The organism is Gammaproteobacteria bacterium CG11_big_fil_rev_8_21_14_0_20_46_22, assembly GCA_002796245.1.
GTDB lineage: Bacteria > Pseudomonadota > Gammaproteobacteria > UBA12402 > UBA12402 > 1-14-0-20-46-22.
Genome location: PCWT01000051.1, coordinates 20044 through 46241, shown reverse-complemented (window position 1 = coordinate 46241; position 26198 = coordinate 20044). Strand labels below are relative to the sequence as shown.

Below are 26198 nucleotides of genomic sequence, written 5' to 3'. Positions count from 1 at the left end.
GCTTATCGATGAAAGGCATTATTTTAGCAGGCGGGCATGGCACGCGATTATATCCTGTAACGGCCGCGGTCAACAAACACCTATTGCCTTTGTACGACAAGCCGATGATCTATTACTCGCTGTCAAGTTTGATGTTGGCGGGTTTAAGAGAGATTGCGTTGATTACGCGCCCGGATCAAATGGCTTTATACCAAGCGCTATTAGGTGATGGTAGCCATCTTGGGATTTCGATTGAGTATATTGAGCAAGATGAGCCGCGCGGTTTATCCGAAGCGTTTTTACTGACGGAAAATTTTCTGGCGGGTGACTCAGCCTGTTTGGTTTTGGGTGATAATTTATTTTATGGGCAAGGGATGGGGTTATTACTGGCGAATGCGCGCCAACGCATCCAGGCTGGCGAAGCGGGTGCTTGTGTGTTTGCCTATCATGTGGAGTCACCACAGCGTTACGGTGTGGTTGAGTTTGACCAACAAGGCATGGCGATATCGATAGAAGAAAAACCTCAAAACCCGCGCTCAAATTATGCAGTCACCGGTTTGTATTTCTATGATAATACCGTTGTTGATAGAGCGAAGTCGCTTAAGCCTTCTGCCAGGGGCGAGCTTGAGATTACTGACCTCAACCTTTTGTATTTGGCTGATCAAGCCTTGTCGGTTGAAGTTATGGGTCGGGGTATTGCTTGGCTTGATACGGGTACGCACGATTCATTTTTAGAGGCTTCTCAATATGTGGCAGCCGTTGAGAAACGACAGGGTTTGAAGATTGGTTGTGTTGAAGAAATAGCTTTTAGGAAGGGCTTCATCAACAAGTCAGGTCTTAACGAGCTCATCGAGAGCGGTCGTTTGAATGCTGACTATAAAGTCTACTTGCAGCGTTTGCTTTGCGAAGGACAGGTTTTGTGAGCGTTTTATTAAGTTATAGTGCAGCGCTCTTAGTCACCTTATTATCAGCTACAGTGTTAATGCCTGTCGCTCACAAAGTGGGTTTGGTCGACAAACCGGGCGGGAGAAAGAAACACAAGTACCACACGCCTTTGGTTGGTGGCGTCTCGATTTTTATTGGTTTTTCATTTGCCTTATGTACCTTGCCCTCAAGTTTAGCATTGTATCGTCCCTTGCTGGCTGTTGCGGGTTTGTTGATGTTAATTGGCGTGGCTGATGACTTTTTGGACTTAAAAGCCCGCTTTCGTTTTTTCATTCAACTGTGTTTGATTGTTTTGTTGGTCTTGTGGAGTGGGGTTAGTGTTGACGTTGTCGGCTTCTCCTCATACTTTGGCCATGTCCGTCTCGGGTGGTTTGCACTTCCTTTTACGGTTGTTGTTTTTGTCGGCTATATTAACGCCATGAATATGCTTGACGGTCAAGATGGTTTGGCAGGCTCAGTTGCCATGGTTCAGTTCTTAATGTTGTTGGGCTTGGCGGCGTTTGTGGGGGAGTCCAATCTTTCTGTCGTAATAGCTTTGTTATGCTGTGCTGTGTTAGGGTTTCTTTTTTTGAACTTCCCCTTTCCGGGCAGGCATCATGCAGCGGTTTTTTTAGGCGATGCGGGTAGCATGTTATTAGCCTTGCTCGCGGGTTATTTTGCGATACAACTCTCTCAAACTCTTCAGTTCAGGTTGCACTTTCCTCCGGCATTAATGGCTTGGGTGCTTGCGTATCCTGTGTTTGATTTGATTTCTGTTGTTGTTTCGCGTCTACTAAAAGGTAAGCGTCCCATGGAGGCTGGACGAGATCACTTTCACCATATTTTAAAAGATTTAGGTGTGTCGACGTTGTTATCAACGTTGGTGCTTGCTGTCATTACGCTATTGTTTGGTTTGACAGGGATTTGGCTCGCTTTTCTGCACATGGATGTTGTTATTTATCTTCTAGGCTTCTGTGTACTGGGCTTAATTTACCTGGTGATTTTTTTCGCTTTAGAGCGTCATTTAGCCCGTTTGCAATCCCAACACTCACCGGAAATGTGAATAGCAATGCAATATAATGGTTGATCCATTGTGGTGCTGTCATGTTTGCTAAGAAGTAAGCCAGTAGAAAAGTTTCTAGTATCAGCCTTTCGTTGCCTTTCGAATACCGCACAATTTGCCAGTAGCCTAAAATGATAAGTGCAATGTACAAGAGGCAGCCGATTAAGCCGGTTTGTACGAGAATAAACAAGAAGCTATTTTCAATGCGATTCGGGTATCCGCCTTGGGCGATAATTTTGTACGCTTCAGGGTAGTGCTTCTTAAGGTTGTCGGCGTAATTGCCAAGACCGTAGCCAACGAAGGGGTGGTCCAATGAAAGCTTTAAGGCGTATTGATATTCCAGTAAACGTAAGCGAGGCGAGCTGACACGGGTGTTGCTGGCATTGGGATTGATCGCGTTATAAATGCTGTTTAGCCGGTGACTGTTTTGATTATTGAGTAGTATTGAGAGGCTTGCAGTAACAAAGATAATGATGACGAAAAGTGCGGCGAGAGACTTTAGTTGCTTAGATAATATAAACACACAGCAGGCAAGAAATATGATAAATCCAATACGTTCAGCATTTACAAATAAAATGGTGTATGCCATGAAGGCAAATGCGATGAAAAACAGTATTCCCAGGCTAGCATGATATCTGTTTTTTTTAGAATGGATGGTGTGGAGTATGGTTTGGTGAAGAAAGCAAGCAGCCGATAGGCCAAAGAAAACACTGTAGGCTTGCGCATCTTTGCCAAAAGTATGCGCCATTACCGACCATGACTCTTGGATAAGGAAGGCGCAGAGTAAAGCGCTAATTAAAAAAACGAGGAACACTATTTTTCGAGTGTTAGTCGATAAGAAAAGTGCGGGTAAAAATAGAATGAGAAGTAATTTGTCTGCTGTGCGGCTGAGGTAGTGAAAGCCCAGTGCTGCGTGTGGGCTCATGCTCGCGCTGATAATAAACCAGACTAGGAGGGCTATTGCAGCAATAGCCACAGGTGTTTTAAGTGTGGCTCGAAAGGTTATTTTTAAAAGTGGGTAAGCGCAGAGACAGGCAAGGTAGATCAGTAGCGTGTTCTTTCTGGTGTATGGATAAACTGCAATTGCAATAATCAGTAAGGCGCTGGCAATGAGAAAGAATTTATTTTTGAGGGTAGAGGTCATGGGAGCCGATCTCAATATTTTAAGCCGATACTGTATCATGTTGGGGTCAAGGGTCAATGCGTAAGCGCATCCGCAACCTGCTCACCATAGCCAGAAACAGCGCCAGCCGTCGCGTCTCCAACGCCATAAGGGTCCGTGCGAGGCGGTGAGTTACTAAGACCTGGCGTATCATCACTGCACGCAGTTAACACGCCACATAAGACTATCATCAGGAGTAAAAGAGCTTTTTGCATGATGTCTCCAACTTGACCCGGCTTTTGGTTTTCGGGCACAATGCATCCCAATATTGATTGGGGAGCATACCATGGTTAAAACACGAATTGAATCTGACAGTATGGGGCAAATCGAAGTACCGGCTGATGTCTATTGGGGCGCGCAGACGAAGCGCTCGCTTATTCATTTTAGTATTGGCCATGATGTGATGCCAGCTGAGTTGATTCGAGCCTTTGGTATTTTGAAAAAATCCGCTGCGATTGTGAATGCTGATCTGGGTTTGCTGACAAAGAAAAAATCCAGCTTGATTGTTCGTGCTGCCAATGAAGTGATTGCTGGAAAGTTAGACGATCAGTTTCCTTTGCGCATTTGGCAAACGGGCAGTGGTACGCAAACCAATATGAATACCAACGAGGTGATTGCCAATCGCGCGATTGAGCTTGCGGGCGGCAAATTAGGCAGTAAAACACCGGTTCACCCGAATGATGATGTGAATATGTCGCAGTCATCCAATGACACCTTTCCGACAGCTATGCATATCGCGGCGGCTGAGCGTATCACACACGCTTTGTTGCCATCGGTGAAGGTTTTGCGCGATGAATTGCATAAAAAAGCCAAAGCTTTTGATAAAGTCGTTAAAATTGGTCGTACGCATCTGCAAGATGCTGTGCCTTTAACAATGGGGCAAGAATTTTCGGGTTATGTGGCACAGCTAGATGCCTGCATTAAACACGTTCAGCAAGCCATGCCAGGTTTGTTGCAGTTAGCGGCTGGTGGTACAGCAGTGGGTACGGGCTTGAACAGCCACCCGCAGTTTGCGAAAAAAGTTGCGGCTGAAATCGCTAAAGAAACCAAGTTAAAGTTCGTGACTGCGCCGAATAAATTTGCAGCCCTTGCCTCACACGATGCGGTGGTGTTTGCGAGTGGTGCTTTGAAAAGCTTGGCCTGCGCCTTGATGAAAATTGCCAACGATATTCGCTGGCTGGCCTCAGGTCCGCGTTGCGGTTTGGGTGAAATCAGCTTGCCTGAAAATGAGCCGGGCTCTTCTATCATGCCGGGCAAGGTGAATCCGACACAGTGCGAGGCGATGACCATGGTCTGTGTGCAAGTGATGGGTAATGATGCGGCCATCGGTTTTGCGGGTTCTCAAGGTAACTTTGAGCTCAATGTCTTCAAGCCTGTGATGATTTTTAACTTATTGCACTCAATTACTTTAATGAGTGACGCTTGTCATAGCTTTACCAAATATTGTGCCAAGGGTATACAGCTTGAAAAAGAAAAGATCGAATACTACCTCGAGCACTCATTGATGTTGGTCACAGCGCTTGCGCCACACATCGGTTATGATATGGCCGCGAAAGCAGCACACCATGCCCATGTGAAGCACTTAAGCTTGAAAGAAGCGTGCTTGGAGCTGGGTGCCTTGTCTGAGAAGGATTTTGATCGTTGGGTCGTGCCTGCTCAGATGACAAAGCCCAATCGAAAGTAAAGGCTGGGGCATGCCTTAAATCGACAATTTCATGTTGTTCATGATGTAACAAAAGAGCTCAGCCGTTTTTTCCGTATCGTAAGCGGCTGAGTGCGCCTCATTTTTATCAAAGCTAATCCCCGCTTTTTTGCATGCACGTGCTAAGACGGTTTGGCCAAAAGCCAGTGCCGAGAGTGTCGCTGTGTCAAAGCTGGTGAATTTATGAAACGGGTTGGTGATTTTCACGCGTTTGACCATTTGCTGCAAAAAATGAAGATCAAACCAGGCATTATGCCCCACCAACACGGCACGCTGGCAGCCTGTGAGTTTGATGGCATCATCTACTTGTTCAAACAACTTTTTCAAGGTTTCAGCTTCGCTAATCGCAAAACGGAAAGGATGATCTGGAATAATGCCGGTAAATTCGAGCGCCTCTCTATCGATGTTCGCTCCTTCAAACGGGTTTACATGAAAGCTGATGGCTTCATGAGCGAATAGGGCGCCGTTATCATCCATACCGATAATCGAGGCGGCCAGTTCGAGTACGGCGTCGGTTTGTGGGTTGGTGCCGCCCGTTTCGATATCAATTACAACCGGCAAAAAGCCTCGGAAACGGTCTTTAATTTTTGTGCTCATAGGCTCGTCAGTCTCCATTAAAGACGGCTATTGTATCTGTCTAGGCTTGTGAATCAAGTGCTCAAAAAATTCCCAATTTTGGCGATGTTGTCATGGGGGACGACATGATATACTTTTGCCCATTGTTTAAGGTCTGGATTGATGAAATGCCGGGTGCCGATGTTTTTTTAACATTACTGCTTCTGATTGTCCTCGAGTTGGTGCTTGGGGTCGATAATATTGTCGTGATTACCCTCATTAGCCAGCGTTTACCGCTCAAGCGACAAGCCCTGGCGCGCCGTGTGGGCTTGGGCTTTGCCATCATCACACGCCTGATCTTGCTAGCCTTTGCGTTTGCACTCATAAAGTTGGTGCAGCCGATTTTTCATTTAGGCGAGCATCCCGTTTCCATTCGTGATCTCTTATTGTTTTTTGGCGGGCTGTTTTTACTGTTTACCGCCATTAAAGAGCTCGCTCATGATATTCGTGGGAAAAAATCGGAGCCTGTGGTGAGTGCGGCGCGGACATTTTGGGTCGCGATTTTTAAGATTGTTGCCTTTGATATCTTGTTTTCATTGGATAGCGTCATCACTGCAGTTGGTGTCGCTAAAGATTATTGGGTGATGGCCGTGGCAATTATTGTGGCCGTACTCCTGATGATTTTAGCCAGTGATATCTTGGCTTATCTGATTAAAACCTTTTGGCGTATTCGCCTCTTGGCGTTGTGTTTTTTAGGTCTGGTGTCATTTTTATTACTCTCAGAGTCTGTTCATTTAGGCTTTGATCGCAGTTACCTTTATGTCGCATTGCTGTTTTCAATCTTCATTGAAGCCGTTAATAGCTTGCATGAAAAATTTAACTCTAAAAGGAGTCGGCGATGATTTTCCGCAATAAACCCATGAACACTGATTTCCCTGCTGGTTTTCATACGGCGTATTTAGGTGATGAGCAGCAGTATGTTTCCGAGCGCTTGGCGGATGCCACCTTGCCACCTTCGGTGAAAAAAACGATTGAAGACACGGCGCGAAACCTAATTAACGATATTCGAAAAAACTGCACGAAGAAAAGTGGTTTGGATGCTTTTATGGCTGAATATGACCTTTCCAGTGAAGAGGGTATTGCCTTGATGTGTTTGGCTGAGGCTATGCTGAGAACACCGGATAGTGACACGGTCGATGATTTGATTCGCGATAAAATCACTTCAGCACAATGGGGCGATAAGTCCGGAAAAAGTGATTCTTTCTTCGTCAACGCTTCCACATGGGCTTTGATGCTAACGGGTAAAATTTTGAAACCTTCGGCTGGCACCTTAGGCGGAGCACTAAAAAAATTGGTTTCAAGCACGGGCGAGCCTGTGATTCGTGCTGCTGTAGGCCAGGCCATGAAAATTCTCGGCAAACAGTTTGTGATGGGGCGCACGATCGATGAAGCACTTAAGCGCGCCAAAGAGCTCGAGGCTAAGGGCTACAGTTATTCTTACGATATGCTTGGTGAAGCAGCGCGCACAGCGGCTGACGCCGAGCGCTATTTTCAATCCTATCAAATGGCAATCACGAAAATTGGCCAGGCGAGTACGGATAAAGGCGTGCATGACGGCCCGGGCATTTCGGTAAAATTGTCGGCGCTACACCCTCGTTATGAGTTGGCCAAGCGCGAGCGTGTGTTGGCCGAGCTTTGCCCCAAGTTGTTGAAGCTTGCGCAAATGGCCAAAGACTTCAACATCAGCTTAACGGTGGATGCTGAAGAAGCAAGGGTGCTGGCATTGTCTCTCGAAGTCTTTGAGCAGGTCTATGCGGATGAATCATTGTCGGGTTGGGAAGGTTTTGGCTTGGCCGTACAGGCCTATCAAAAACGTGCACCGTATGTGATTGATTGGTTGCTTGCGCTGTATGCAAAGCATCAGCGTCGCATTATGGTGCGCTTGATCAAAGGGGCTTACTGGGATTCGGAAATTAAATACGCACAAGTCAATGGTCTAGAGGGCTATCCGGTTTTTACGCGTAAAGCGTCAACCGATGTCTCTTATATTGCGTGTATGCGTAAAATACTCAAACATCGCGCGGCGATTTATCCGATGTTTGGCAGCCATAATGCCTATACGGTGGCAAGCGTATTGATTCTGGCTAAAGAACACGGTGATTACGAGTTTCAGTGTTTGCACGGCATGGGCGATGCTTTGTATGACGACGTGGTGAAACAGTATCAGCGTCCTTGCCGGATTTATGCACCTGTTGGTGGCCATAAAGAACTTTTGGCCTACTTGGTGCGTCGCTTATTAGAAAATGGCGCGAACACCTCCTTTGTGAACCGTATTGCCGATAGTAAAGCGCCGATCGATGATTTGTTGGTTGATCCAGTCGACTATGTGGCGTCAAAGGAACACTATGCGCATCCGCGCATTGCTTTGCCGGCTGATATTTATGGCGCGAAGCGCAAAAATTCTCACGGTTATAATTTGCCTGATGAAGTCGTGCTGAAATCACTGGCTTCTGAAATGAGTGATTTATCTAAAAGTGACTGCAAGGCGCAGCCCATTATTGGCGGGCAGTTAAAATCGGGCGATGCCTTGCCGATTGCATCGCCGTATGATTTAGACAAGCCGTTTGGTAGCGTGATTAATGCCACAGAAGCCCATGTCGATGAGGCCATGAAAATCGCACTTAAAGCACAGCTTCCATGGGCAGCTTTGCCAGTAAAAGCTCGTGCGGATGCACTTCGCAAAGCAGCGGATTTGCTCGAAAAGCGCGCGCCATTTTTTATGGCCATTGCCACGAAAGAGGCGGGTAAGACGATTCCTGATGGTGTCGCTGAAGTGCGAGAAGCCGTTGACTTTTGTCGTTATTACGCCATGCAAGCCGAAAAATTGTTTGAGGTGCAAACCTTGCCAGGGCCCACCGGCGAGCTTAATCAACTGAGTGTGCACGGTCGAGGTGTGATCGCTTGTATCAGTCCCTGGAATTTCCCTTTGGCGATTTTTATGGGTCAAGTGGCGGCAGCGCTGGTGGCCGGTAATGCCGTCATTGCTAAGCCGGCTGAGCAAACGCCGATCATCGCTTTTCATGCGGTTCGTTTGTTGCATGAAGCCGGGGTACCTAAAGACGTTTTGCATTTGTTGCCTGGCGATGGTCAAACGCTGGGTAACCGTTTGATGTCGCACACAGATATCGCGGGGGTGATGTTTACAGGCTCCACTCAAACGGCACGCATCATTAACCAAACGCTAGCGATGCGACAAGGGCCGATTGTGCCGCTGATTGCTGAGACGGGGGGGCAGAACTGTATGATTGTTGACTCGACAGCGTTACTTGAGCAAGTGGTGGTGGATGTGGTGTCATCGGCGTTTGGTAGTGCAGGACAGCGTTGTTCGGCTTTGCGCGTATTGTTTGTGCAAGAAGACATTGCTGATGCTTTGATTGAAATGCTCAAGGGCGCCATGGCTGAAGTCAGTGTGGGCATGCCTGCCTATATTTCAACCGACGTGGGCCCTGTGATTGATGAAGAGGCTTTAAATCGCTTGCAATCGCATTACCATGAGCTGCAAACACGCGCGAAGCTTATTTATCAAGTCAAAATGCCGTCAGAAACACGCAAGGGCACGTATTTCGCTCCCTGCGCCTTTGAAATTCCATCCATGACTGAGCTTAAGGAAGAGTTCTTCGGGCCGTTTTTGCATGTCATACGTTTTAAAGCCAGTGAGCTTGATCGTGTGCTTCAAGATATCAATGCGACAGGTTTTGGCTTAACGCAGGGCTTGCATAGCCGCATTGGTGATCGTGTGGGGCTGCTGCAATCAAAACTGCGCGTGGGTAACTTTTATGTGAACCGCAACATGATTGGTGCGGTGGTGGGCGTGCAACCGTTTGGCGGCGAGGGCTTGTCAGGCACAGGCCCTAAAGCCGGCGGACCACATTACTTAGCCCGCTTGGTGACAGAGCGCACATTAAGTGTGGACACCACAGCCTCGGGTGGCAATGCGAGTTTGTTGATGTTATCGGAAGAAGATTAACTTTCAACTTTCACCCAATCCCGCCTGTCTCTTTTGTACTGACGGGGTGTTATTTCAAGGACGCCGTAAACCCATCCTTGGGGGCTCTGGGTTCGGCATCCTGCCTCACACAGCCTTGAAAAACATCCCGTCAATACTTATCGACAGGCCGAGACCTTTCTTCTGTACTTATTGGTGGGTGTAGCAACCGTCTTTGCGAGGAGCGTAGCGACGCGGCAATCTTGTGGCATTAAGTTCTAAGGTTGCCACGCTCCCTGACGTTCGCTCGCAATGATGTTACAGCGCAGCCTGTGTTGAAATGCGAAGCATTGGAAACCCCGGCTACTCAATACGGTTGCTTGGTAAATACGAACAGACAGGCGAGTCTGGAAAGCAATATTAATCTCAGAGCTGGCTGCACAAACGCTTCAATCGATCCCAAATCGCTCGCCAGGCTTCGTCCTGCGGCGGGGTTTCAATGACGATGGATTCTAGCTTGGCGTGATCGAGCTCTCTTAAGCTGTGATAGAGCGCGTGCGCCATGGCTTCGGGGTTTTTGTCGATGCAGATCCAATGTTCATGCGAAGCCGGCTTGAAGCTCAGTACGCCGATATGAGGAGAGTGAGGTAAGTTTTCAGTTTCGCAAAGGAATGTCGGTGTTTCGGGTGCGTAATGCTTGGCAAGATTGCCAGGGGCATTGGCCTGGTCGCTACTTGCGTAAACCACCCGAGTGTTGATAATGCTTTCTAAATCCTGGGCTGTGTAAAAACCAGGCCGCACGATGGTGGGTGTGGTGTGCGTGAGATCGAGAATGGTTGATTCAATGCCTACGTCACATGCACCACCGTCTAAAATCAATGCCAGTTCATCGCCAAATTCATCGAACACATCTTCGGCGGTCGTGGGGCTTAAATGACAGTGGCGATTCGCGGAGGGTGCGGCAAGCCCGCCACCGAATGTGTTCAATACAGCTTGAGCCACAGGGTGTTTCGGGCAGCGCAGGGCGATGGTATCGTGGCCACCTGTGACCCAATCATTTACCTCGGGGCGTTTGTGTAAAATCAGCGATAAGGGGCCCGGCCAGCATTGTTCGATGAGGGTTTTTGCAAATTCAGGGATGTCGCGCGCAAAGTGTGAGAGTGGGGTGTTGTGACTGACATGAACAATCAGCGCTTGGTTTTTCGGACGCTGCTTCAAGGTAAAGATTTTTTCAACTGCTGCGGTGTTGCTGGCATCAGCGGCAAGGCCGTAGACGGTTTCAGTCGGTAAGCCAATCAGCTCGCCTGCGCGTAGTCGGTCAACAGCCTGTTTTAAGCTTTCATCATTCAGAGTGTGAATCATCGATTACCGAGCTTTATCACTGTGCTTGCTATTTGAGACTTCGCGCTCGATGTGCTCGATCATCATCGAGGCGATATCCAGCCCTGTCGCTCTCTCAATGCCTTCAAGGCCGGGTGAGGAATTAACCTCCAATAGTAGGCTGCCGCGCGCAGAACGAATAAGGTCAACGCCGGCGACCTCAAGGCCCATCACTTGCGCTGAGCGCACGGCGATATCTTTTTCTTCTTGGGTTAATTCAATGACATCAACAGAGCCGCCTTTGTGCACGTTTGAGCGGAACTCGCCCGCTTTGGCGGTGCGCTGCATGGCTGCCACAGCTTGGTCGCCGATCACAAAGCAGCGGATATCGGTGCCAGCAGCTTCTTTGATAAACTCTTGGACAAGGATATTTGCATTAAGCAGCTTAAACGCATTGATTACTGAATGAGCGGCTTTGTTGGTTTCAGCTAGGACCACACCTTCGCCTTGCGTGCTTTCTAAGAGTTTGATGATTAACGGTGCGCCGCCAACAAGCTCGATAAGATTTTCGGTGTCAAGTGGGGATTTGGCAAAGCCTGTGACGGGCATGGGTATTTCTTTTCGAGACAATAATTGTAGGGAGCGTAATTTGTCACGTGAGCGAACGATAGCCAGGGAATCATTGAGCGAGTAAGTGCCCATGACTTCGAGCTGACGCAAAACAGCCGTACCGTAAAAAGTATTGTTCGCGCCGATACGAGGAATCACGGCATCGATTTGTTCAAGCACTTTACCGCCACGGTAATGCACCGTGGGTTCAGAAGCGCAAATGTTCATATAGCAGTGGAGGGTGTTGAGCATCATCATTTCATGGCCACGTTTTTCACCGGCTTCTTTTAAGCGCTGATGTGAGTAAAGTTTCGAATTTTTCGTGAGAATACAAATTTTCATGCTTAAGCTCCGTACATGCGTTTGACTTGTCGTTTGGTGAACTTGCCATGGCAATGCATTTTAACTGGGTCGATGAGTGTGTGATGCTTTAGCGCATCTCGACCCAGTAGCATTTTAAAGCGCATGGATTCACGGTTCGACAAGCTAATATCGATGGGCCATTCTACCTCACCTAAACGCAATGTGGTATGGATAATGTATCGTAGTTCTTTGTGGCCGTTGGAGCTTGTGATCAGGCGCTTGTCGACGATACGCGCGTTGGTTTTTACTAAAACCGTGTCGTCGCCCTGAATAGGGTCGATAGTAAAATGCACCCAGTCGACGGTGTTCTTTTTAAACGGTTCGATATTGATGGCGTGAATGCAAGAGGTCTTAGCGCCGGTATCAATTTTGGCTTTCACCGCCGGTATTTTAAGCTCGGGCAGCGAGCACCACTCCTTCCAGCCGATTAAGATTTTTTGTGAGCCGATGATTTCCATACGCTTGATTCCTGTTGATTGAATTTATCGTAACAAAGCACGTGGCCTGGTCAAGTGGTGGGCCTTAAAAGAACTTGTGTTGATTCAAGTTTGCTGTATAGAATAATTCATGATTATTCGAAGTGTGTTTAAGCCGGCGTGGTGGCTCAAAAACCCGCACCTTCAAACCTTGTGGCCCCAGGTCACAGGTTATCATGCCAAAATTGCGTTGCGGGAAGAGCGCTTTACCTTGCGTGATGGGGATTTCTTGGATCTTGTCTGGGCCGGCGAGGGCGATGGGCCCATTGTGATTGTTCTGCATGGTATCGGTGGCTCCATAAAATCACCCTATGCCACAGGTGCGCTCAAGGCGATTGCCGAGAGTGGTTGCCGGGGTGTGCTGATGCATTTTCGAGGTAGCAGTGGCAAGCCGAATGTGCACGCCAGAACGTACGACGCCAGTGACACGAATGACCTGCAGGAATTTGTGATTTCCTTGATGCAGCGTGAGCCCAACACACCGCTTGCGGGTGTTGGTTTTTCCTTAGGGGGGAATGTTTTATTAAAGTGGCTGGGCGAAACGCGCCAATACAATCCACTCAAAGCGGCTGTAGCTGTTTCGGTGCCGTTTGTGATTGAGAAATCATTAAATCGTGTGCGCAAAGGCTTTTCTCGCTTTTATCACAAGGTGATCTTAGATCAACTGCGCGACGAGGTGCTGGGTAAATTCAAAGCCGCGGGGCAGTCAGCCCCGATTGATTTGGATGCCTTTAGCAAAGTGAAAGATCTGCATGACTTTAATAGTTTGTTCGTGGTGCCGGTGCATGGTTATCTGTGTCCAGAAGATTATTATCAGCGTGCGAGCTGTCGCCAGTACTTGCGTTATATTGAGGTGCCGACTTTGATCGTGCATGCCGAAGATGATCCCTTTATGTCGCCTGACGTGATTCCCACTGAGGAAGAGCTTTCTCCCTTTGTGACTTTAGAGCTTGCTGAGTGCGGTGGGCATGTGGGATTTGTTAGCGGCAGCATGCCGGGTAAGGCCGAATACTGGCTTGAGAAGCACATCCCTGATTTTCTGCGTCCGATTCTGGAAGAAGCCTACGCACAAGCGCAGCAGCAAAAAGTGAAAGCCCTCAGCGAGTGACAAAACTGGGTTCGCTTGTTAAAATGCCCTCCGAAAGATAAGTCTAGGTAATAATGTTCATGAAAATTTTATTTTTAGGTGCGCCAGGCGCCGGCAAAGGCACTTTGGCCGCGCGTTTAAGTCATAAGCTGAATATTCCACATATCTCAACCGGTGATATGCTACGTAGAGAAATTCAGTCTGCTTCGCCATTGGGGCAACAAGTGCAGTCTGTTATGGATCGTGGCGACTATGTGAATGATGAGCTTATGCTCAAGATTGTCCTTAATCGTATCGCATCGGAGGATTGCGCCAAGGGGTTCATCCTTGACGGCTTTCCGCGCACACTGCCGCAAGCTGAAGCTTTGGACGAGGCGGGGGTTAATTTGGATCGAGTGATCGTCTTGGATGTGCGTGATGAAGTGGTTGTTAGCCGTTTGACTGGGCGACGTGTTCACCTGCCTTCAGGGCGGGTTTACCATGTTGTGAATCACCCGCCTAAGCGTGAGGGATTGGATGATGAAACGGGTGAGCCACTCACTCAGCGTGATGATGATCAGGCTGAAACAGTCACTAAGCGTTTGGCGGTTTATCAAACGTTGACGACACCATTGCTGGCGTATTATGAAGATCGTGCGATTCATGTTGACGGTGAGGGTGATGTGGCAAGCGTTGAGGCCAATATTTGCGCGCATCTCGAGCGCTAGTCTTTTGTGACTTCTTAAACTAAAAAAGCCGCGAAGATCGCGGCTTTTTTTGCTAAGTAGTCGTCTTACTTCTTCTTAGCAGTTTTGCGTTTAGCAGGTGCTTTACGCTTAGCAGGTGCTTTTTTAGCTACACGTTTAGACGCAGCTTTTTTAGCAACGGTTTTCTTAGCCGGCTTACGCTTAGCTGTTGTCTTTTTAGTGACAGCTTTCTTGGCCGGTTTACGCTTAGCCGTTGTTTTCTTAGCGACACGTTTCTTAGGCGCTGCTTTTTTAGCAGCGGGCTTCTTTTTAGCTTCCTTTTTAAGCTTGTCGTGTTGCTTTTTAGCTTCAGCAAGCTTTTTAGCTAATTGCTTGATTTTAGTTTCAAGCGCCTTAAGACTTGGCTTTGAAGTGCGCTTCTTAGCGGTCGTCTTTTTTGCAGTAGTTTTCTTAGTTGGCATATCCATATCTCCTTAAATGAATAGATAAAATGATGACTACGTTGTTAATTTAATTCATATATTATGTAACTGCAAATTTTTTTTCAAAAAAATCAAATTATTTTATGGACTTGCCGCTGGGTAATGCTGTGTAATTAACCCTGTTTGATTGTTAGATGACCTGTAAACAAATGCCGAAACTCACAAGGCTTCGCTTTTTATCAAGCACATTGCCTGCCTTTTTTTGCTTGTGCTTTGCTTTATCTTCTACAGCACTGGCTTCGCAAGTGGTGCCTGTTAACCTGCATGTAGTGGAACCTAGGTTTATCGCTCAGGGCTATATTTCTATCGGCAATATTCAGAGTACTCGAATTAACTATGCGCAAAGCACCGTGCCAGGCCGGGTGAGCCGCATTTATTTTTCTCAGGGGCAGGCTGTGAAAAAGGGCGACGTTTTGATGACGCTTCGTGCGCAACAAGAAGGGTATCATCTCAATGCTGCGAAGGCCCAGCTTGATAAGGCTAATGCTGGCTATACTCTTCAGCAAGAAACCGTCGACAGACTCACCGCGCTATATCATTCTGGCGCGATCACAAAAAGCACGCTCCAAGCTGAACAAGTCCGCTTGCTCGCCTTAAAAAGCGACCGTGAAATGGCTCAGGCTCAATACAACGAGGCGAAAGCAAGGCTTGGGGATACAAATATTCGCTCACCACTCACAGGTTATTTGCAAGAGCTTAAGGTTCATGAGGGCACGGTTGTTGCAGCCGGCACTTTATTGGCGCTTGTGGCCGATACGCATCACCTGAAGGCTGTGTTGCCATACTCTCAGGATTTTAGGAACCAAATTAAGCCTGGCCAAACGGTTGAACTTTACTCAACAAACAATGAGAATTTACCACTGATTAAAACAAAAGTGGCGGGTATCACGCCGCTGATCAGTGAGTTTAATCGAACCTTTGGTGTTTTGGTCTATTTTGATAACCCAGGTGGTTGGTACCCTGGCATGAGCGTGAAAGGCAAGGTTATCATTAATCCGCACAAAAAAGTGTTTCTGGTGCCGCCTTCAAGTGTGGTTTTGACGTTAAAAGGGCCGGCTGTTTTTGTGGTGAAAGAGGGGCGAGCCTATCCTTTGCCGATCACCATGGAGGATGGTTCAATTAATGGCTTTGATGTTTTGCTAAGCGGTGTGAAGAGTGGCGATAAAGTTGTCACAGACGGCGCAGGCTTTTTGCATTCAGGTGTCAGGGTTCACGTGATGGAGAAGCAGTAGACCATGTGGTTTGTTCGTTTTTTCCTAAGCCGCCCCCTTGTCACGGTTTTGCTGGCTATTTTGGTTTGTGTCGCTGGTTGGTACGCTTATCGCAATACTTCAGTTGAGCATTTACCGAATACAACACCCCCGATTATTAAGGTGAGTGCTACATGGCATGGCGCCAGTGCGGAAGCCGTCGATCAGTCTGTTACTCAGCCGCTCAATAAACAGTTGATGAAAATCAGCAAAATGACCAATCTTTTTTCTATTTCGTTTCCGAATATTAGCTTGATTACTGGCGTAATGAATTTATCGGTTCCGGTTAATGATGCGTATCAGATGATTCAAAATGAAGTTGGCCAGGTTCAGTCGAGCTTGCCTGGGGACGTGCGCATCACGGTTAAGAAATTCAGCAATAGCAATGTGCCGATTATGTGGTTATTTTTGAGGTCAGGTCAGTATAGTGTCAATGATCTGAGCTTTTATGCAGAGCACAATATTGTGCCTGACTTATCTCGTATTCCAGGTGTGGCGGGTGTTAACTTGGTTGGTGCAGGGCAGCGCAGTGTTCAGGTTTTTTTGGATCCTGTGAAAATGAGTGCCTATGGAATCGACTTGCAGCAAGTTTTTCAGGCATTTAATACCAGGAATATCAGCATACCTGGTGGTTTTGTCACGACCTTTCAACAGCGCTACCTTTTGAATTTAGATCTTAAGTTTTACAGTCTGCTGGCTTTGGAGAATATGATCATTACCTATCGAGATCATGCCCCCATTTTCTTGAAAGACATTGCTAACGTTAAGCTCACCGCCGGCCGTAATCAAGCGTACTCTGCCTTGAACGGCGAGCAGGGCATTGCTCTGGGTATTGTAAAAAGCAATGATACAAATACCTTCTCTGTTTTGTCTTCAGTTGATACATTTCTTAATGATGATGTCATTACTGATTTACCGAACAGTGTTCACTTATCAATACCCTACGATGCAAAACGTATTATCGAAGACACCTTGGGCTCATTAAAAAGCGATATTGTTTGGAGTGTTTTGTTCGCTGCGTTGGTGGTGTTTATTTTCCTAAGACGATTGGCGCCAACCCTTGTTGTGGTGGCTATCGTGCCGCTATCTTTGCTCGGCGGTTTGGTTGTGCTTTATGTGTTCGACTATTCTATCAACATGCTGACACTGCTGAGCTTGATTTTGCTAGTTGGCGTTGTCGTTGATGACGTGATTGTCGTGGTGGAAGCCGTTGAGCATGTGGGCGAGTCGGCAACAGGTGAGGCCCTGCCGCGTTCAGAGGTTGTTTTAAGAGCTATGAGCTTAATCATTAAGCCTGTCATTGCTTCGTCCATTTCTCTAGTCTGTATCTTTGTGGCTGTGTTTTTTTTGCCGGGTATACTCGGCATTTTCTTGAAGGTTTTTGCGCTGGTTGTGGTTTCTGGTGTTTTATTTTCTTTGTTTTTTGCCTTGAGTTTGTCGCCTATTCTCTGTCAATATTTGCCGAGCCAGCCAGAGCGTCTTTGGTTTTTGACAAGGTTTTTGAAACACGCTTTCTCATGTTTGGACCAGGCCTATACGAGATTGGTGCAGCTCTGTTTAAAAGGAAGAATTCTCACGGTGGTGTTGGTGGTTCTTTTATGTGTGCCAGCCTATTTTCTTATGGGGGTTATCGGTTCTGGATTTCTGCCGGCAAAGCAAAATAATTCTGCCTTAGAGATTGAGTTTAAAACTCCGCACAATAGCGGGTTGGAATACACATTAAATCGGGCCAAGCTCATAGAGGCTAGGGTAAAAGCAAGCCCGTTTATTTATTCTAATTTACTGCTGCTTGGGCAGAATACTCAAAATCAGGGAACTATCATCGCTAACCTTAAACAGGTTCGTGATACAGATGCTGCTATCGATACACTGTCAAGAGCGCTTTCGGATATCCCTGGCACAGAAGTCACTGTGGCAGGCAAACCGTTTGTGAGTGGGCATCTTGATCCTTTGTATTTTGCTTTGCTCGGGAAAAATAACGCTATTCTTACAAAAATTGGCCAAGATTTTTCTGATGTTTTGGATAAACACCCTGATTTAGGGCGTCTCTCTATTGATGCACCAAAGCTTCAGGCTCAATATCGCCTGGAGGTCAATCGAGCCTTGATTTCCAGTATGGGCATTACGCCGCAAGCCGTGGCACAAGTTACAGCTCTCTACGGTGGTGATATCCAAGTTGGCAGCCTATTGTACAAAGGTAGTGGCGTCACCTTCCCGATCTACTTATCACCAGAAGAGGGGAGTCTCACCCAGCCTAATGATCTGCATAAAATTTATATGTATACACCGTCGGGTCAGTTTGTTCCTTTGAGCAGCGTGGCAAAACTGGTTCCGAGTGTGGCCTTTAGCCAGATTAGTCGAATCAATGATCAGGTCGATATTCAGTTTAGCGGTAAGCCAAAAAAATCCTTAGGGCTTGCCATTGCTGAAGTGAAGGCCTTGGCCAAAAAACACCTGCCTGCAGAGGTTAAGTTATTATTTTTGGGACAAAGCGAGTCATATTTGTCAGTGGCAAGCGGTATGTTAACCGCATTGGGGATCGGCTTGCTGATGTTGTACGTTGTCTTAGCAGTACAGTTTAATTCCCTCATTCAACCTGTGGTGATTATGTTGGCTCAGCCATTGGCTGCAATTGGTGCTATTTATGGCTTGTGGCTTGCTCACATTGACTTAAATATCTATTCAATGATTGGAGTTTTACTGCTGATGGGCTTGGTTGCAAAGAATTCAATTTTGTTGATTTCATTAACGAACGAACTTCGTAGAGAGGGACTATCGATTAATGAGGCCTTGCAGCAAGCTTGTCCGCGCCGTATGCGCCCAGTGATTATGACATCCTTAACGATTATTTTAGCCATGATTCCTGCCGTATTTGGCACAGGCATTGGTTCTGAAGGCGATCGCTCTTTGGGTGTGGCGGTGATATTTGGCATGCTAGCCTCAACGATTCTGACCTTGATTCTCGTGCCTTGTGTCTACTCTTTGCTAGAACAAGCCATGGAGGTTTGCTTGAGGAGAGGGCGTGAAAATTCTTAGTACATTATTGCTCGGTGTATCGTGTGTCTCGGTGGCGCTTTCTGGCCAAGCGAGTGTCACCAGTTTAAACACAGCTTACCGGCTAAGCCTTTCGAATAACTACAACTATAAAGAAAGTTATGAGCAGATGCGTGCAGAGATGGAAAAAGCCAATCGCGCTATAACAGATGTGCTGCCTCACGTGGCTTTAACTGGAACAAACGTGAAAGGTAAGTATGATTTTGATAGTAGTGCGGCCACGGATGTTTCTTACGAATCTTATGGCGCTACGGCTACACAGACACTGTTTAATTTTCCAGAGTTTATTGCCTTGCGTTTGTCATCCATTGCTAAGGCAGGGCTACGTTATCGCTATGCGGCAGCAAGGGAACATTTAACGAAAACCGTTGTGAAGCGCTATACATCTGTTTCATTGGCTGAGCGTCTCATTCAGGCGGCTGATGTTGAGCTTGCTTTAACAAAGAAGGCGCTGATTGTGTCTGAAAAAGCTTATAAGCTTAACGAGCGTACCAAGGATCAGGTGTTAGAGGCCAAGGCAAACTATCGTCGTGCTCTGTCTGATCATGCACAAGCAATCGCTATGCACGAAGATGCTCTCGATTTACTGTCTGCTACCCTCAACCAGCCTATTCATCGTGTTAACGGTTTTTCGGCACACTTTTCCCCAAAAGCTGCTCGGGGTAGTGTTCGCCAGCTGCAATTAAAGGCGATTTTTCACAATTTAGGCGTGCAGGCGCTGCTTCAGGAAGTGGCTGTAAAACACGGCGCTATTGCCGCCGTGGCCACCTCGCGCTTGCCTTCTGTTACGGCAGTCGCGTCGTACAATAAAAGCAATAGTCAGAATATGGCGGGTTATAATTCTGGGGTGCCTTATGTTGGCAACGTCAGTGAGCCATTCAGCACGCATGCCCATGGCTATACAACCGGTGTTGAGATTTCTATGCCTGTGTTTGAGGGGGGGCGTATTTACACTGAAACACAGCATGAAGAAGCCCGCTACTCGAAGAGTTATTATCAGCTGCTGGATATGCGCGCTTTATTGCAAGTCAAGACAAAGGAAGATTTTTTGGATCTCGGGATCCTTGCTGAGCGTTACGAAGCAAACCGTTTAGCTGCTCAGTCTGACCGATTGGCCATTAAATACATGATGCAGCAAGTGGCTCTCGGTCAAAAGACGGAAATGGACTTGTTGCAATTGATTGCTGAATACTATGATGAGTTGCGTATTATGGCCAAAACACAATACGATTATGTGAATACCTATGTTGAACTGCAGGAAGATATTGGCGTACTAAACGGCAAAACGATTACAACCATTGCATCATGGATGTCGGGATCTTCCCAGAATGCGATGCCATCGTATCGTGTATTATACAAAAGCGCGAAGCCCCTTTCACTTGAGAGTTATTTGCTTCAGCCCCAAAAAGGTGAGCATATTGTGCAGTTAGCCAGTACCACGAGTCGTCCAGAGTTGTTTCGCCTGATGCTTTCGTGTCGTAACTTGCCGGGTTTGCACTATTACTCCCTAGGATCAGCTTCTTCGCCGACGGTGCTTTACCGTGTTTATATCGGGCCCTATCAAACAGAGCGTGAGGCAAACATCATGCTCACATCGATCAAAAAAAAGCACCATCAAGGTTTTACTTTACAAGTTGAATAGGGGCTGACTAAAATGGTTGCGTTTATTGCTGGTTAGTTTTAGGGGGTGTCTATGTGTCGCTTATGGGTTTTGTTATTCAGTCTTTCTCTTTCCTGTGTGGTTTTTGCGGTTAATCTGGCTTCGCCTATCGGTTACTGGAAACAGTACGATGATCATACGGGCAAGCTTCAAAGTATTATGCAAATCTATAAAGCCGATGATGGCACATTCAGTGGCCGCATTATCACGGGTTTTAAAATCAATGGCAAAGCCCCAAATTTGTACTGCACAAAGTGTGGCGGCAAATACCATAATCACCGTCTGGCGGGTTTGACGATTATGTCAGGCTTGCATCAAACCGCTGATGATTGGGAAGGCGGCCATATTTTTGATCCGAATAGCGGTCACTTATACAAAGTGAAAATGCACCTTACCAAAGGTGGTCACGACTTAGCTGTACGTGGTTATATTGGCTTTAGTTTGTTGGGCCGTACGCAAACTTGGGTGCGTGTCATGCCGGGCGAGCTAAAGGCCTTAATGGAAAAAGCCTATCCTCAGCCTAAGTCACTCTATAAACCATGAGTCATTACATTCTAGCGATTGATCAAGGCACGACATCCACGCGTGCCTTGCTCGTTGATCAGCAGGCGAATATCTTCGCCGTTTCACAAAAAAGCTTTGAGCAGTTTTTTCCTAAAAACGGCTGGGTAGAGCACGACCCTGAAGAGATTTGGGCCACCACCTTGTCTGTGATTCGTTCGACGATTAAACAAGCCGGTGGCGTGAAGGCGATCAATACGATTGGCATTACCAATCAGCGGGAAACCACGGTGGTTTGGGACAAGCACACGGGCAAAGCGGTGTATCCTGCGATTGTTTGGCAAGATCGTCGTACAGCTAAGTTTTGCCAGCAATGGCGTGAGGCGGGTCATGAAAAGCTGATCACGGAAAAAACGGGCCTTTTGTTGGATCCGTATTTTTCGGCCAGCAAGATCCGCTGGATTTTAAATGAAGTCCCAGGTGCGCGTGAGAAGGCTCAAGCCGGCGACTTACTGTTTGGCACTGTCGATAGCTTTTTGATTTGGCGTTTAAGCAAGGGGGCTTCACACGTCACCGATGCGACGAATGCGTCTCGCACTCAGCTTTTTAATATTCACACGCAAACCTGGGATGATGAATTGCTCACGTTGTTTGATATTCCAAAAGGCATGCTGCCCGAAGTGAAAGATAATGTGGACGATTTTGGCAGCCTTGATGTTGAGTTTTTTGGGCAAGCGGTGCCTATCACCGGCGTGGCCGGTGATCAGCAAGCCGCAGCCTTTGGGCAGGCTTGCTTTAAACCGGGTATGATCAAAAGTACGTACGGTACGGGTTGTTTTGCCTTGGTCAATACAGGTGATCAACCGTTGTCATCCGAGAATCGTTTGCTGACGACCGTGCTTAGTCGAGTAGAGGGGCAAGTTCAGTACGCGCTGGAAGGCAGTATTTTTGTCGCGGGTGCAGCGGTGAAATGGTTGCATGAGAAGCTTGGTGTGATTAATGCGCCGGCTGAAACGGAGCACTTGGCTGCTTCTTTAAGTTCAAATGAGGGTGTTTACATGGTGCCTGCCTTTACAGGCTTGGGCGCACCGCATTGGCAGCCGGATGTGCGAGCAAGCCTTTTGGGGATGACGCGCGACACGTCACGGGCCGCCATCGCCCGCGCCGCTCTGGAAGCCGTCTGCTATCAAACCATGGATTTATTCACAGCCATGAAGCGAGATGGCGTCTCAAACTTAACTCAATTGCGTGTCGATGGTGGTATGACGGCGAACGGTTGGTTCATGCAGTATTTGTCCGATGTCTTAGCGCTTGAGGTTTCAAAGCCTAGGCACACGGAAATCACCGCCTTGGGCGCGGCGTTTATGGCGGGTTTAAAGACCGGCTTTTTTGAGTCGATTTCAAACATTGAAACACTCTGGCAAGGCGATCAGAACTTTATGCCATCGAGCGATCTTTCAGGGGTTCAACAAGCTTATGCCCGTTGGCAAAAAGCCGTTGAAGCGACCTTAAGTTTTGCATAAACTGGATGCTACCGTCTATTAGGGAATCTTCAATGAGGCGCTGGCTCTCTATTTTCATCTTAATCAGCTTGTTTTCTTTTTCGCAAGCAGCCATTTTTAATCGCTATACCGTAGGCGTTCTTGAGTCGCAAGGTAATGAGGCTGTCGCTGAGGTTGCGCAGGCGGTCTGGGAGCGTTTGAATGATCAGCTGAGTTTGGATTCACATTACATCACCTATCATTCTAAGTCTGACGTTATGCAGGCGTTGAAAGCTAAAAAAGTGGATGTGGTTTTGGGCCCCATCAAGGCACAACCTGGCCATCCTGGTATTGTCTTTCTCAGTAGCTATATCGATGACAATGTTGAGGTTTACACGCCGTATAAGTCCTTATCTTTTTGGCAAGAGATCGCGCCATTTCTGCGCGTTTTGGCCAGCAGCGTGGTCTTGGCTTTATTCGTCTTGATTGTCATTGTTGGTGTCTTGGTTTGGTGGTTTGAACGTCGTAAAAACACGGATTTCCCGAGAAAACCCTTGCGCGGTATTGGCGCCGGTATTTGGTTTGCGATGGTGACTATGACTACCGTGGGTTACGGCGATAAATCGCCGAAAACGTTTTTAGGCCGCTTGGTCACCATTATCTGGATGGTGCTCATGTTGTTTTTGGTCACTTCCATGACGGCAGTCATCACGGCAGAACTGACCAGCGCGCGTGTTTCATCGAAACACCAGGCGGTGGTTTTGTCGAGTTTTAAGGGTGAGCGGGTCGCCTTTTTACAGGGCGACAAAGTCGCGGCTAATTTGGTGCGTCATTATCGCGCTAAACCGATGGTGGTCGCAGGTGTGGAACAAGCGATGAATTTACTGAGTGCGCATAAAGTTGCAGCGGCATTCCTGAATAGCATCGATGCGCGTTATTACTTGGTCAAGCACCCTGATCATGAGGTGGAGCAAACTAATTTAGTCTTCCCTAATGGTCGTTATGCATTTGCGATGCGGGCGGGTTCTGCTAAAGTGGCTTTGCTTGATCAGGCATTGTTGCTAATGGAAGACACAGGCCAGCTCGCGCACATTGAAAAGAAGCTATTAGGGGGTGGTCATGAGCCGCTTGAGCAACAAGTGTCTCTTTAAGTTATCTACTGCGCTTGTGTTGCTTGTGCTTTCTATCGTGGCGCAGGCTAAAACGTATCGCATCAACTTATTAGTCTTTACCCACGTCACACCTGATACACTGGCTTCTGAACAATGGCGTTCTTATCTGTATTCTCCGGCAAGCTTACAAAAATTTGCAGTGCTTCAATCTTCTGAAAATCAACCACCCGTTTCTGCCACATACACCTTATTGCCAGGCCCCAAGCAGCAACTGCGAGGAATTGGTCGTTTGTTGGCTAGACAAAAAAACCATATCGTTTTGGATGTGGCCTGGTTGCAGTCCAATGATGCGCCGGCAAAGTGGCTGCATATTTATGGCGGCCAAGCTTATGATGCGAAAGGTCAAGTGATCTCACAAGACAGCGCCGTGATTCATGATTTCCCTGTGTTGCCGCAAGCCGCTTACTGGCAAATCGACGGAGCGGTGAAGGTTGATTTAGGCCGCTTTATTATGGGCGATGTGAAGCTCAACCTAACCTTGCCAGTCAGTCAAGTCAGTGGTGTGAGCGATAGCGATTTTGGTCAACAGTTCAATCTCGTGCCTCTGCAAAGTTTTAGTATTAATCAGACGCAACGCATGCTTTTAAGTCACTTTACGTATTTTGATCACCCTTTATTTGGCGTGTTGGTGTCGATACAGGCAGTCAAGCCGAATGAGTAAAGCGATCGAAAAACGCATGCGTGAGCTCGAAATGCTTTTGCAACGCTATAACCAAGAATATTACCTACACGATGCCCCCTCAGTGCCTGATAGTGAATATGATCGCTTATTTCATGAATTGTCAGCATTAGAGATCGCGCATCCCACGTTAAAATCACCCGATAGCCCAACGCTGCGTGTGGGTGCCACACCACTCGATAAATTTAAAACGGTCCGTCATGAAAAGCCGATGTTGTCCTTAGCGAATGCGTTTACTAAAGAAGACCTTGAGGCTTTTATCAAGCGTATTACAGATAAGCTTGAGCGCGCATCAGTGAGCTTTGCTGTCGAGCCTAAGCTTGATGGCTTGGCGGTGAGTTTGCGTTATGAAGACGGTCTTTTAGTGCAAGCTGCCACACGCGGTGACGGGCAAGTGGGTGAGGATGTGACGCACAACGTGCGTACAATTCGTGCCTTGCCATTAAAGCTTTCAGGCAAGCCCCCAAAGCTTTTGGAAGTCCGTGGCGAAGTGTATATGCCGATCAAAGCTTTCGAAGCGTTTAACGTGGCAGCGAATAAAGCGGGTGAGAAAATCTTGGCGAATCCTCGCAATGCGGCAGCCGGCAGTTTGCGCCAGCTGGATTCACGCATCGCGGCCAAACGTCACTTAGCGGTGTATTGTTATGATATTGGTGTGGGGCAGGGTTTGCCTGAGTTCAAGCAGCAATCGGATATTTTGTTGTATTTAGTGTCTTTGGGTTTGCCGGTCGTGGCTGAGCGTGATGTGGTGACTGGCGTGGATGCTTTGCTCGCGTACTACGAAGAGATTCTATCAAAACGTGATCGTTTACCGTATGAAATTGATGGGGTGGTCTATAAGCTCAATTCGCTCAAGGATCAGCAAGCCCTAGGTTTCGTATCACGTGCGCCGCGTTGGGCCATCGCCCACAAATTCCCTGCTCAAGAAGAGCTGACGGTGGTTGAAACCGTAGATTTTCAAATTGGCCGAACCGGTGCGGTGACGCCGGTGGCTCGATTGCAGCCGGTGAGAGTGGCGGGCGTTATGGTGAGTAACGCTACCTTGCACAATAAGGACGAAATCAGTCGAAAAGATATACGCTTAGGCGATACGGTGATTATCCGCCGTGCGGGCGATGTGATCCCTGAAGTGGTGAGTGTCATTTTGGATCGTCGCCCGAAAACCGCAAAGACAATCCTTTGGCCCGCGGCGTGTCCAGTGTGTGGCTCTCATATCGAATATTTAGACGATGAGGCGGTTGCTCGTTGTAGTGGAGGCTTGTTTTGCAAGGCTCAGCGCAAAGAAGCGATTAAACATTTTGCCTCACGCAAAGCCATGGATATTGAAGGTCTGGGTGATAAATTAGTCGATCAGCTGATCGAGGCCGGTTTGGTTGAGCACTTGGACGATCTGTATCGGCTCGAGCTTGAGAGCTTGGCCTCGCTTGAGCGTATGGGAAAAAAGTCGGCTGAGAATCTTTTAGCAGCACTGGAGAAAAGTAAAAGCACGAGCTTTGCGAAGTTTATTTATGCGCTCGGTATACGCAATGTGGGTGAGGCCACGGCGCGTGCTTTGGCAGAGCATTTCGCCACACTTGAGCACTTAACTGCTGCGGATATTGATTCTTTGCAAGCGGTGCCCGATGTCGGCCCTGTGGTGGCTGAGCATGTCTTGCATTTTTTCGCTGAGGCTCATAATCGTGAGATCATACAATCACTGTGTGATTTGGGTGTACATTGGCCTGCGGCACAGGCACGTGTGGTTGATGAATCTCATGCCTTTTTTGGCAAAACGGTGGTGATTACCGGTACTTTGTCGTCGATGAGCCGTGATGAAGCCAAGGAAACATTGCAGCAGTGTGGCGCGAAAGTCTCTGACAGTGTGTCGAAAAAGACGGACTTTCTCATTGCAGGAGAAGCTGCGGGCTCTAAGCTTGATAAAGCGCAAACCTTCGGCGTAACTATCTTAGATGAGCAAGCATTTAAAAAGCTGTTGTAAGGCGGTCTGGAGCACGCTCTAGTTTTAGTT

Annotated in this window: 22 protein-coding genes; 15 read left to right on the top strand and 7 right to left on the bottom strand. The window is 47.5% G+C overall.

The annotated features are described in order from the left end of the window. Nucleotides 1-8 precede the first annotated feature (8 nt). Both rfbA and COV52_07015 read left to right on the top strand, forming a co-directional pair. A complete protein-coding gene (gene rfbA, locus COV52_07020; protein PIR10791.1) occupies nucleotides 9-902 on the top strand; it encodes a glucose-1-phosphate thymidylyltransferase in 894 nt (297 codons plus the stop codon). Beyond that, a complete protein-coding gene (locus COV52_07015) occupies nucleotides 899-1966 on the top strand; it encodes an undecaprenyl-phosphate alpha-N-acetylglucosaminyl 1-phosphate transferase (protein ID PIR10790.1) in 1068 nt (355 codons plus the stop codon). Before rfbA ends, COV52_07015 begins: the two co-directional genes overlap by 4 nt. Here the strand turns inward: COV52_07015 and COV52_07010 are convergent. Together COV52_07010 and COV52_07005 are read right to left on the bottom strand one after the other, a co-directional pair. Further along, a complete protein-coding gene (locus COV52_07010; protein PIR10789.1) occupies nucleotides 1857-3149 on the bottom strand; it encodes a hypothetical protein in 1293 nt (430 codons plus the stop codon). The genes COV52_07015 and COV52_07010 overlap by 110 nt on opposite strands. A gap of 14 nt (nucleotides 3150-3163) precedes the next feature. Next, entirely contained in the window at nucleotides 3164-3343 is a 180-nt protein-coding gene (locus COV52_07005) for a hypothetical protein (protein PIR10788.1), read from the bottom strand. 71 nt (nucleotides 3344-3414) lie between these two features. Here COV52_07005 and fumC point away from each other — a divergent pair, with 71 nt between their 5' ends. After that, nucleotides 3415-4812 (top strand): fumarate hydratase, class II, encoded by a 1398-nt coding sequence (gene fumC / locus COV52_07000; GenBank protein PIR10787.1) that lies wholly within the window; start codon nucleotides 3415-3417, stop codon nucleotides 4810-4812. Between the two features lie 15 nt (nucleotides 4813-4827). On the opposite strand, the gene COV52_06995 is transcribed toward fumC, so the two are convergent. Further along, nucleotides 4828-5445 carry a ribonuclease T gene (locus tag COV52_06995; GenBank protein PIR10786.1) on the bottom strand — a complete coding sequence of 206 codons (618 nt, stop codon included), beginning with the start codon at nucleotides 5443-5445 and terminating at the stop codon, nucleotides 4828-4830. 74 nt (nucleotides 5446-5519) lie between these two features. Here COV52_06995 and COV52_06990 point away from each other — a divergent pair, with 74 nt between their 5' ends. Beyond that, complete coding sequence (locus tag COV52_06990; protein PIR10785.1) at nucleotides 5520-6287, top strand: hypothetical protein; 768 nt, start codon at nucleotides 5520-5522, stop codon at nucleotides 6285-6287. Then, nucleotides 6284-9412 (top strand): bifunctional proline dehydrogenase/L-glutamate gamma-semialdehyde dehydrogenase, encoded by a 3129-nt coding sequence (locus COV52_06985; GenBank protein ID PIR10784.1) that lies wholly within the window; start codon nucleotides 6284-6286, stop codon nucleotides 9410-9412. The genes COV52_06990 and COV52_06985 overlap by 4 nt, the downstream gene beginning before the upstream one ends. 384 nt (nucleotides 9413-9796) lie before the next feature. On the opposite strand, the gene COV52_06980 is transcribed toward COV52_06985, so the two are convergent. From COV52_06980 to COV52_06970, 3 genes are read right to left on the bottom strand one after another with little or no spacing between them, the layout of a single operon-like run. Then, a complete protein-coding gene (locus tag COV52_06980) occupies nucleotides 9797-10732 on the bottom strand; it encodes a threonylcarbamoyl-AMP synthase (GenBank protein PIR10783.1) in 936 nt (311 codons plus the stop codon). Between the two features lie 3 nt (nucleotides 10733-10735). Then, a complete protein-coding gene (locus tag COV52_06975) occupies nucleotides 10736-11641 on the bottom strand; it encodes a 30S ribosomal protein S6--L-glutamate ligase (protein PIR10782.1) in 906 nt (301 codons plus the stop codon). 2 nt (nucleotides 11642-11643) lie between these two features. Beyond that, the gene (locus COV52_06970) at nucleotides 11644-12120 is read right to left on the bottom strand and encodes an ATP-dependent zinc protease (protein PIR10781.1); all 477 of its coding nucleotides are present in this window, start codon (nucleotides 12118-12120) and stop codon (nucleotides 11644-11646) included. Between the two features lie 109 nt (nucleotides 12121-12229). Here COV52_06970 and COV52_06965 point away from each other — a divergent pair, with 109 nt between their 5' ends. Together COV52_06965 and COV52_06960 are read left to right on the top strand one after the other, a co-directional pair. Then, entirely contained in the window at nucleotides 12230-13246 is a 1017-nt protein-coding gene (locus tag COV52_06965; protein PIR10780.1) for a hydrolase, read from the top strand. Between the two features lie 59 nt (nucleotides 13247-13305). Next, complete coding sequence (locus COV52_06960) at nucleotides 13306-13932, top strand: adenylate kinase (GenBank protein PIR10863.1); 627 nt, start codon at nucleotides 13306-13308, stop codon at nucleotides 13930-13932. A 65-nt stretch (nucleotides 13933-13997) separates the two neighbouring features. Here COV52_06960 and COV52_06955 read toward each other — a convergent pair whose 3' ends face one another. Next, nucleotides 13998-14372, bottom strand: coding sequence for a histone (locus COV52_06955; GenBank protein PIR10779.1), 375 nt, complete (start codon nucleotides 14370-14372; stop codon nucleotides 13998-14000). Between the two features lie 155 nt (nucleotides 14373-14527). Between COV52_06955 and COV52_06950 the strand changes: the two genes are divergently transcribed. The 8 genes from COV52_06950 to ligA are packed head-to-tail and all read left to right on the top strand — an operon-like array spanning nucleotide 14528 to nucleotide 26168. Continuing rightward, complete coding sequence (locus COV52_06950) at nucleotides 14528-15625, top strand: hypothetical protein (protein PIR10778.1); 1098 nt, start codon at nucleotides 14528-14530, stop codon at nucleotides 15623-15625. 3 nt (nucleotides 15626-15628) lie between these two features. After that, nucleotides 15629-18679 (top strand): hypothetical protein, encoded by a 3051-nt coding sequence (locus COV52_06945; GenBank protein ID PIR10777.1) that lies wholly within the window; start codon nucleotides 15629-15631, stop codon nucleotides 18677-18679. Further along, nucleotides 18666-20339 carry a hypothetical protein gene (locus tag COV52_06940; GenBank protein ID PIR10776.1) on the top strand — a complete coding sequence of 558 codons (1674 nt, stop codon included), beginning with the start codon at nucleotides 18666-18668 and terminating at the stop codon, nucleotides 20337-20339. The genes COV52_06945 and COV52_06940 overlap by 14 nt, the downstream gene beginning before the upstream one ends. A gap of 51 nt (nucleotides 20340-20390) precedes the next feature. Then, nucleotides 20391-20900 (top strand): hypothetical protein, encoded by a 510-nt coding sequence (locus COV52_06935; GenBank protein PIR10775.1) that lies wholly within the window; start codon nucleotides 20391-20393, stop codon nucleotides 20898-20900. Then, nucleotides 20897-22381 (top strand): glycerol kinase, encoded by a 1485-nt coding sequence (glpK, locus tag COV52_06930; GenBank protein ID PIR10774.1) that lies wholly within the window; start codon nucleotides 20897-20899, stop codon nucleotides 22379-22381. Before COV52_06935 ends, glpK begins: the two co-directional genes overlap by 4 nt. A gap of 5 nt (nucleotides 22382-22386) precedes the next feature. Beyond that, nucleotides 22387-23490 carry a hypothetical protein gene (locus COV52_06925; protein ID PIR10773.1) on the top strand — a complete coding sequence of 368 codons (1104 nt, stop codon included), beginning with the start codon at nucleotides 22387-22389 and terminating at the stop codon, nucleotides 23488-23490. Continuing rightward, on the top strand, nucleotides 23459-24172 hold the full coding sequence (locus COV52_06920; GenBank protein ID PIR10772.1) for a hypothetical protein: 714 nt from the start codon (nucleotides 23459-23461) through the stop codon (nucleotides 24170-24172). The genes COV52_06925 and COV52_06920 overlap by 32 nt, the downstream gene beginning before the upstream one ends. Further along, nucleotides 24165-26168, top strand: a complete 2004-nt coding sequence (gene ligA / locus COV52_06915) for a DNA ligase (NAD(+)) LigA (protein ID PIR10771.1) — start codon at nucleotides 24165-24167, stop codon at nucleotides 26166-26168. Before COV52_06920 ends, ligA begins: the two co-directional genes overlap by 8 nt. Nucleotides 26169-26198: the final 30 nt, after the last annotated feature.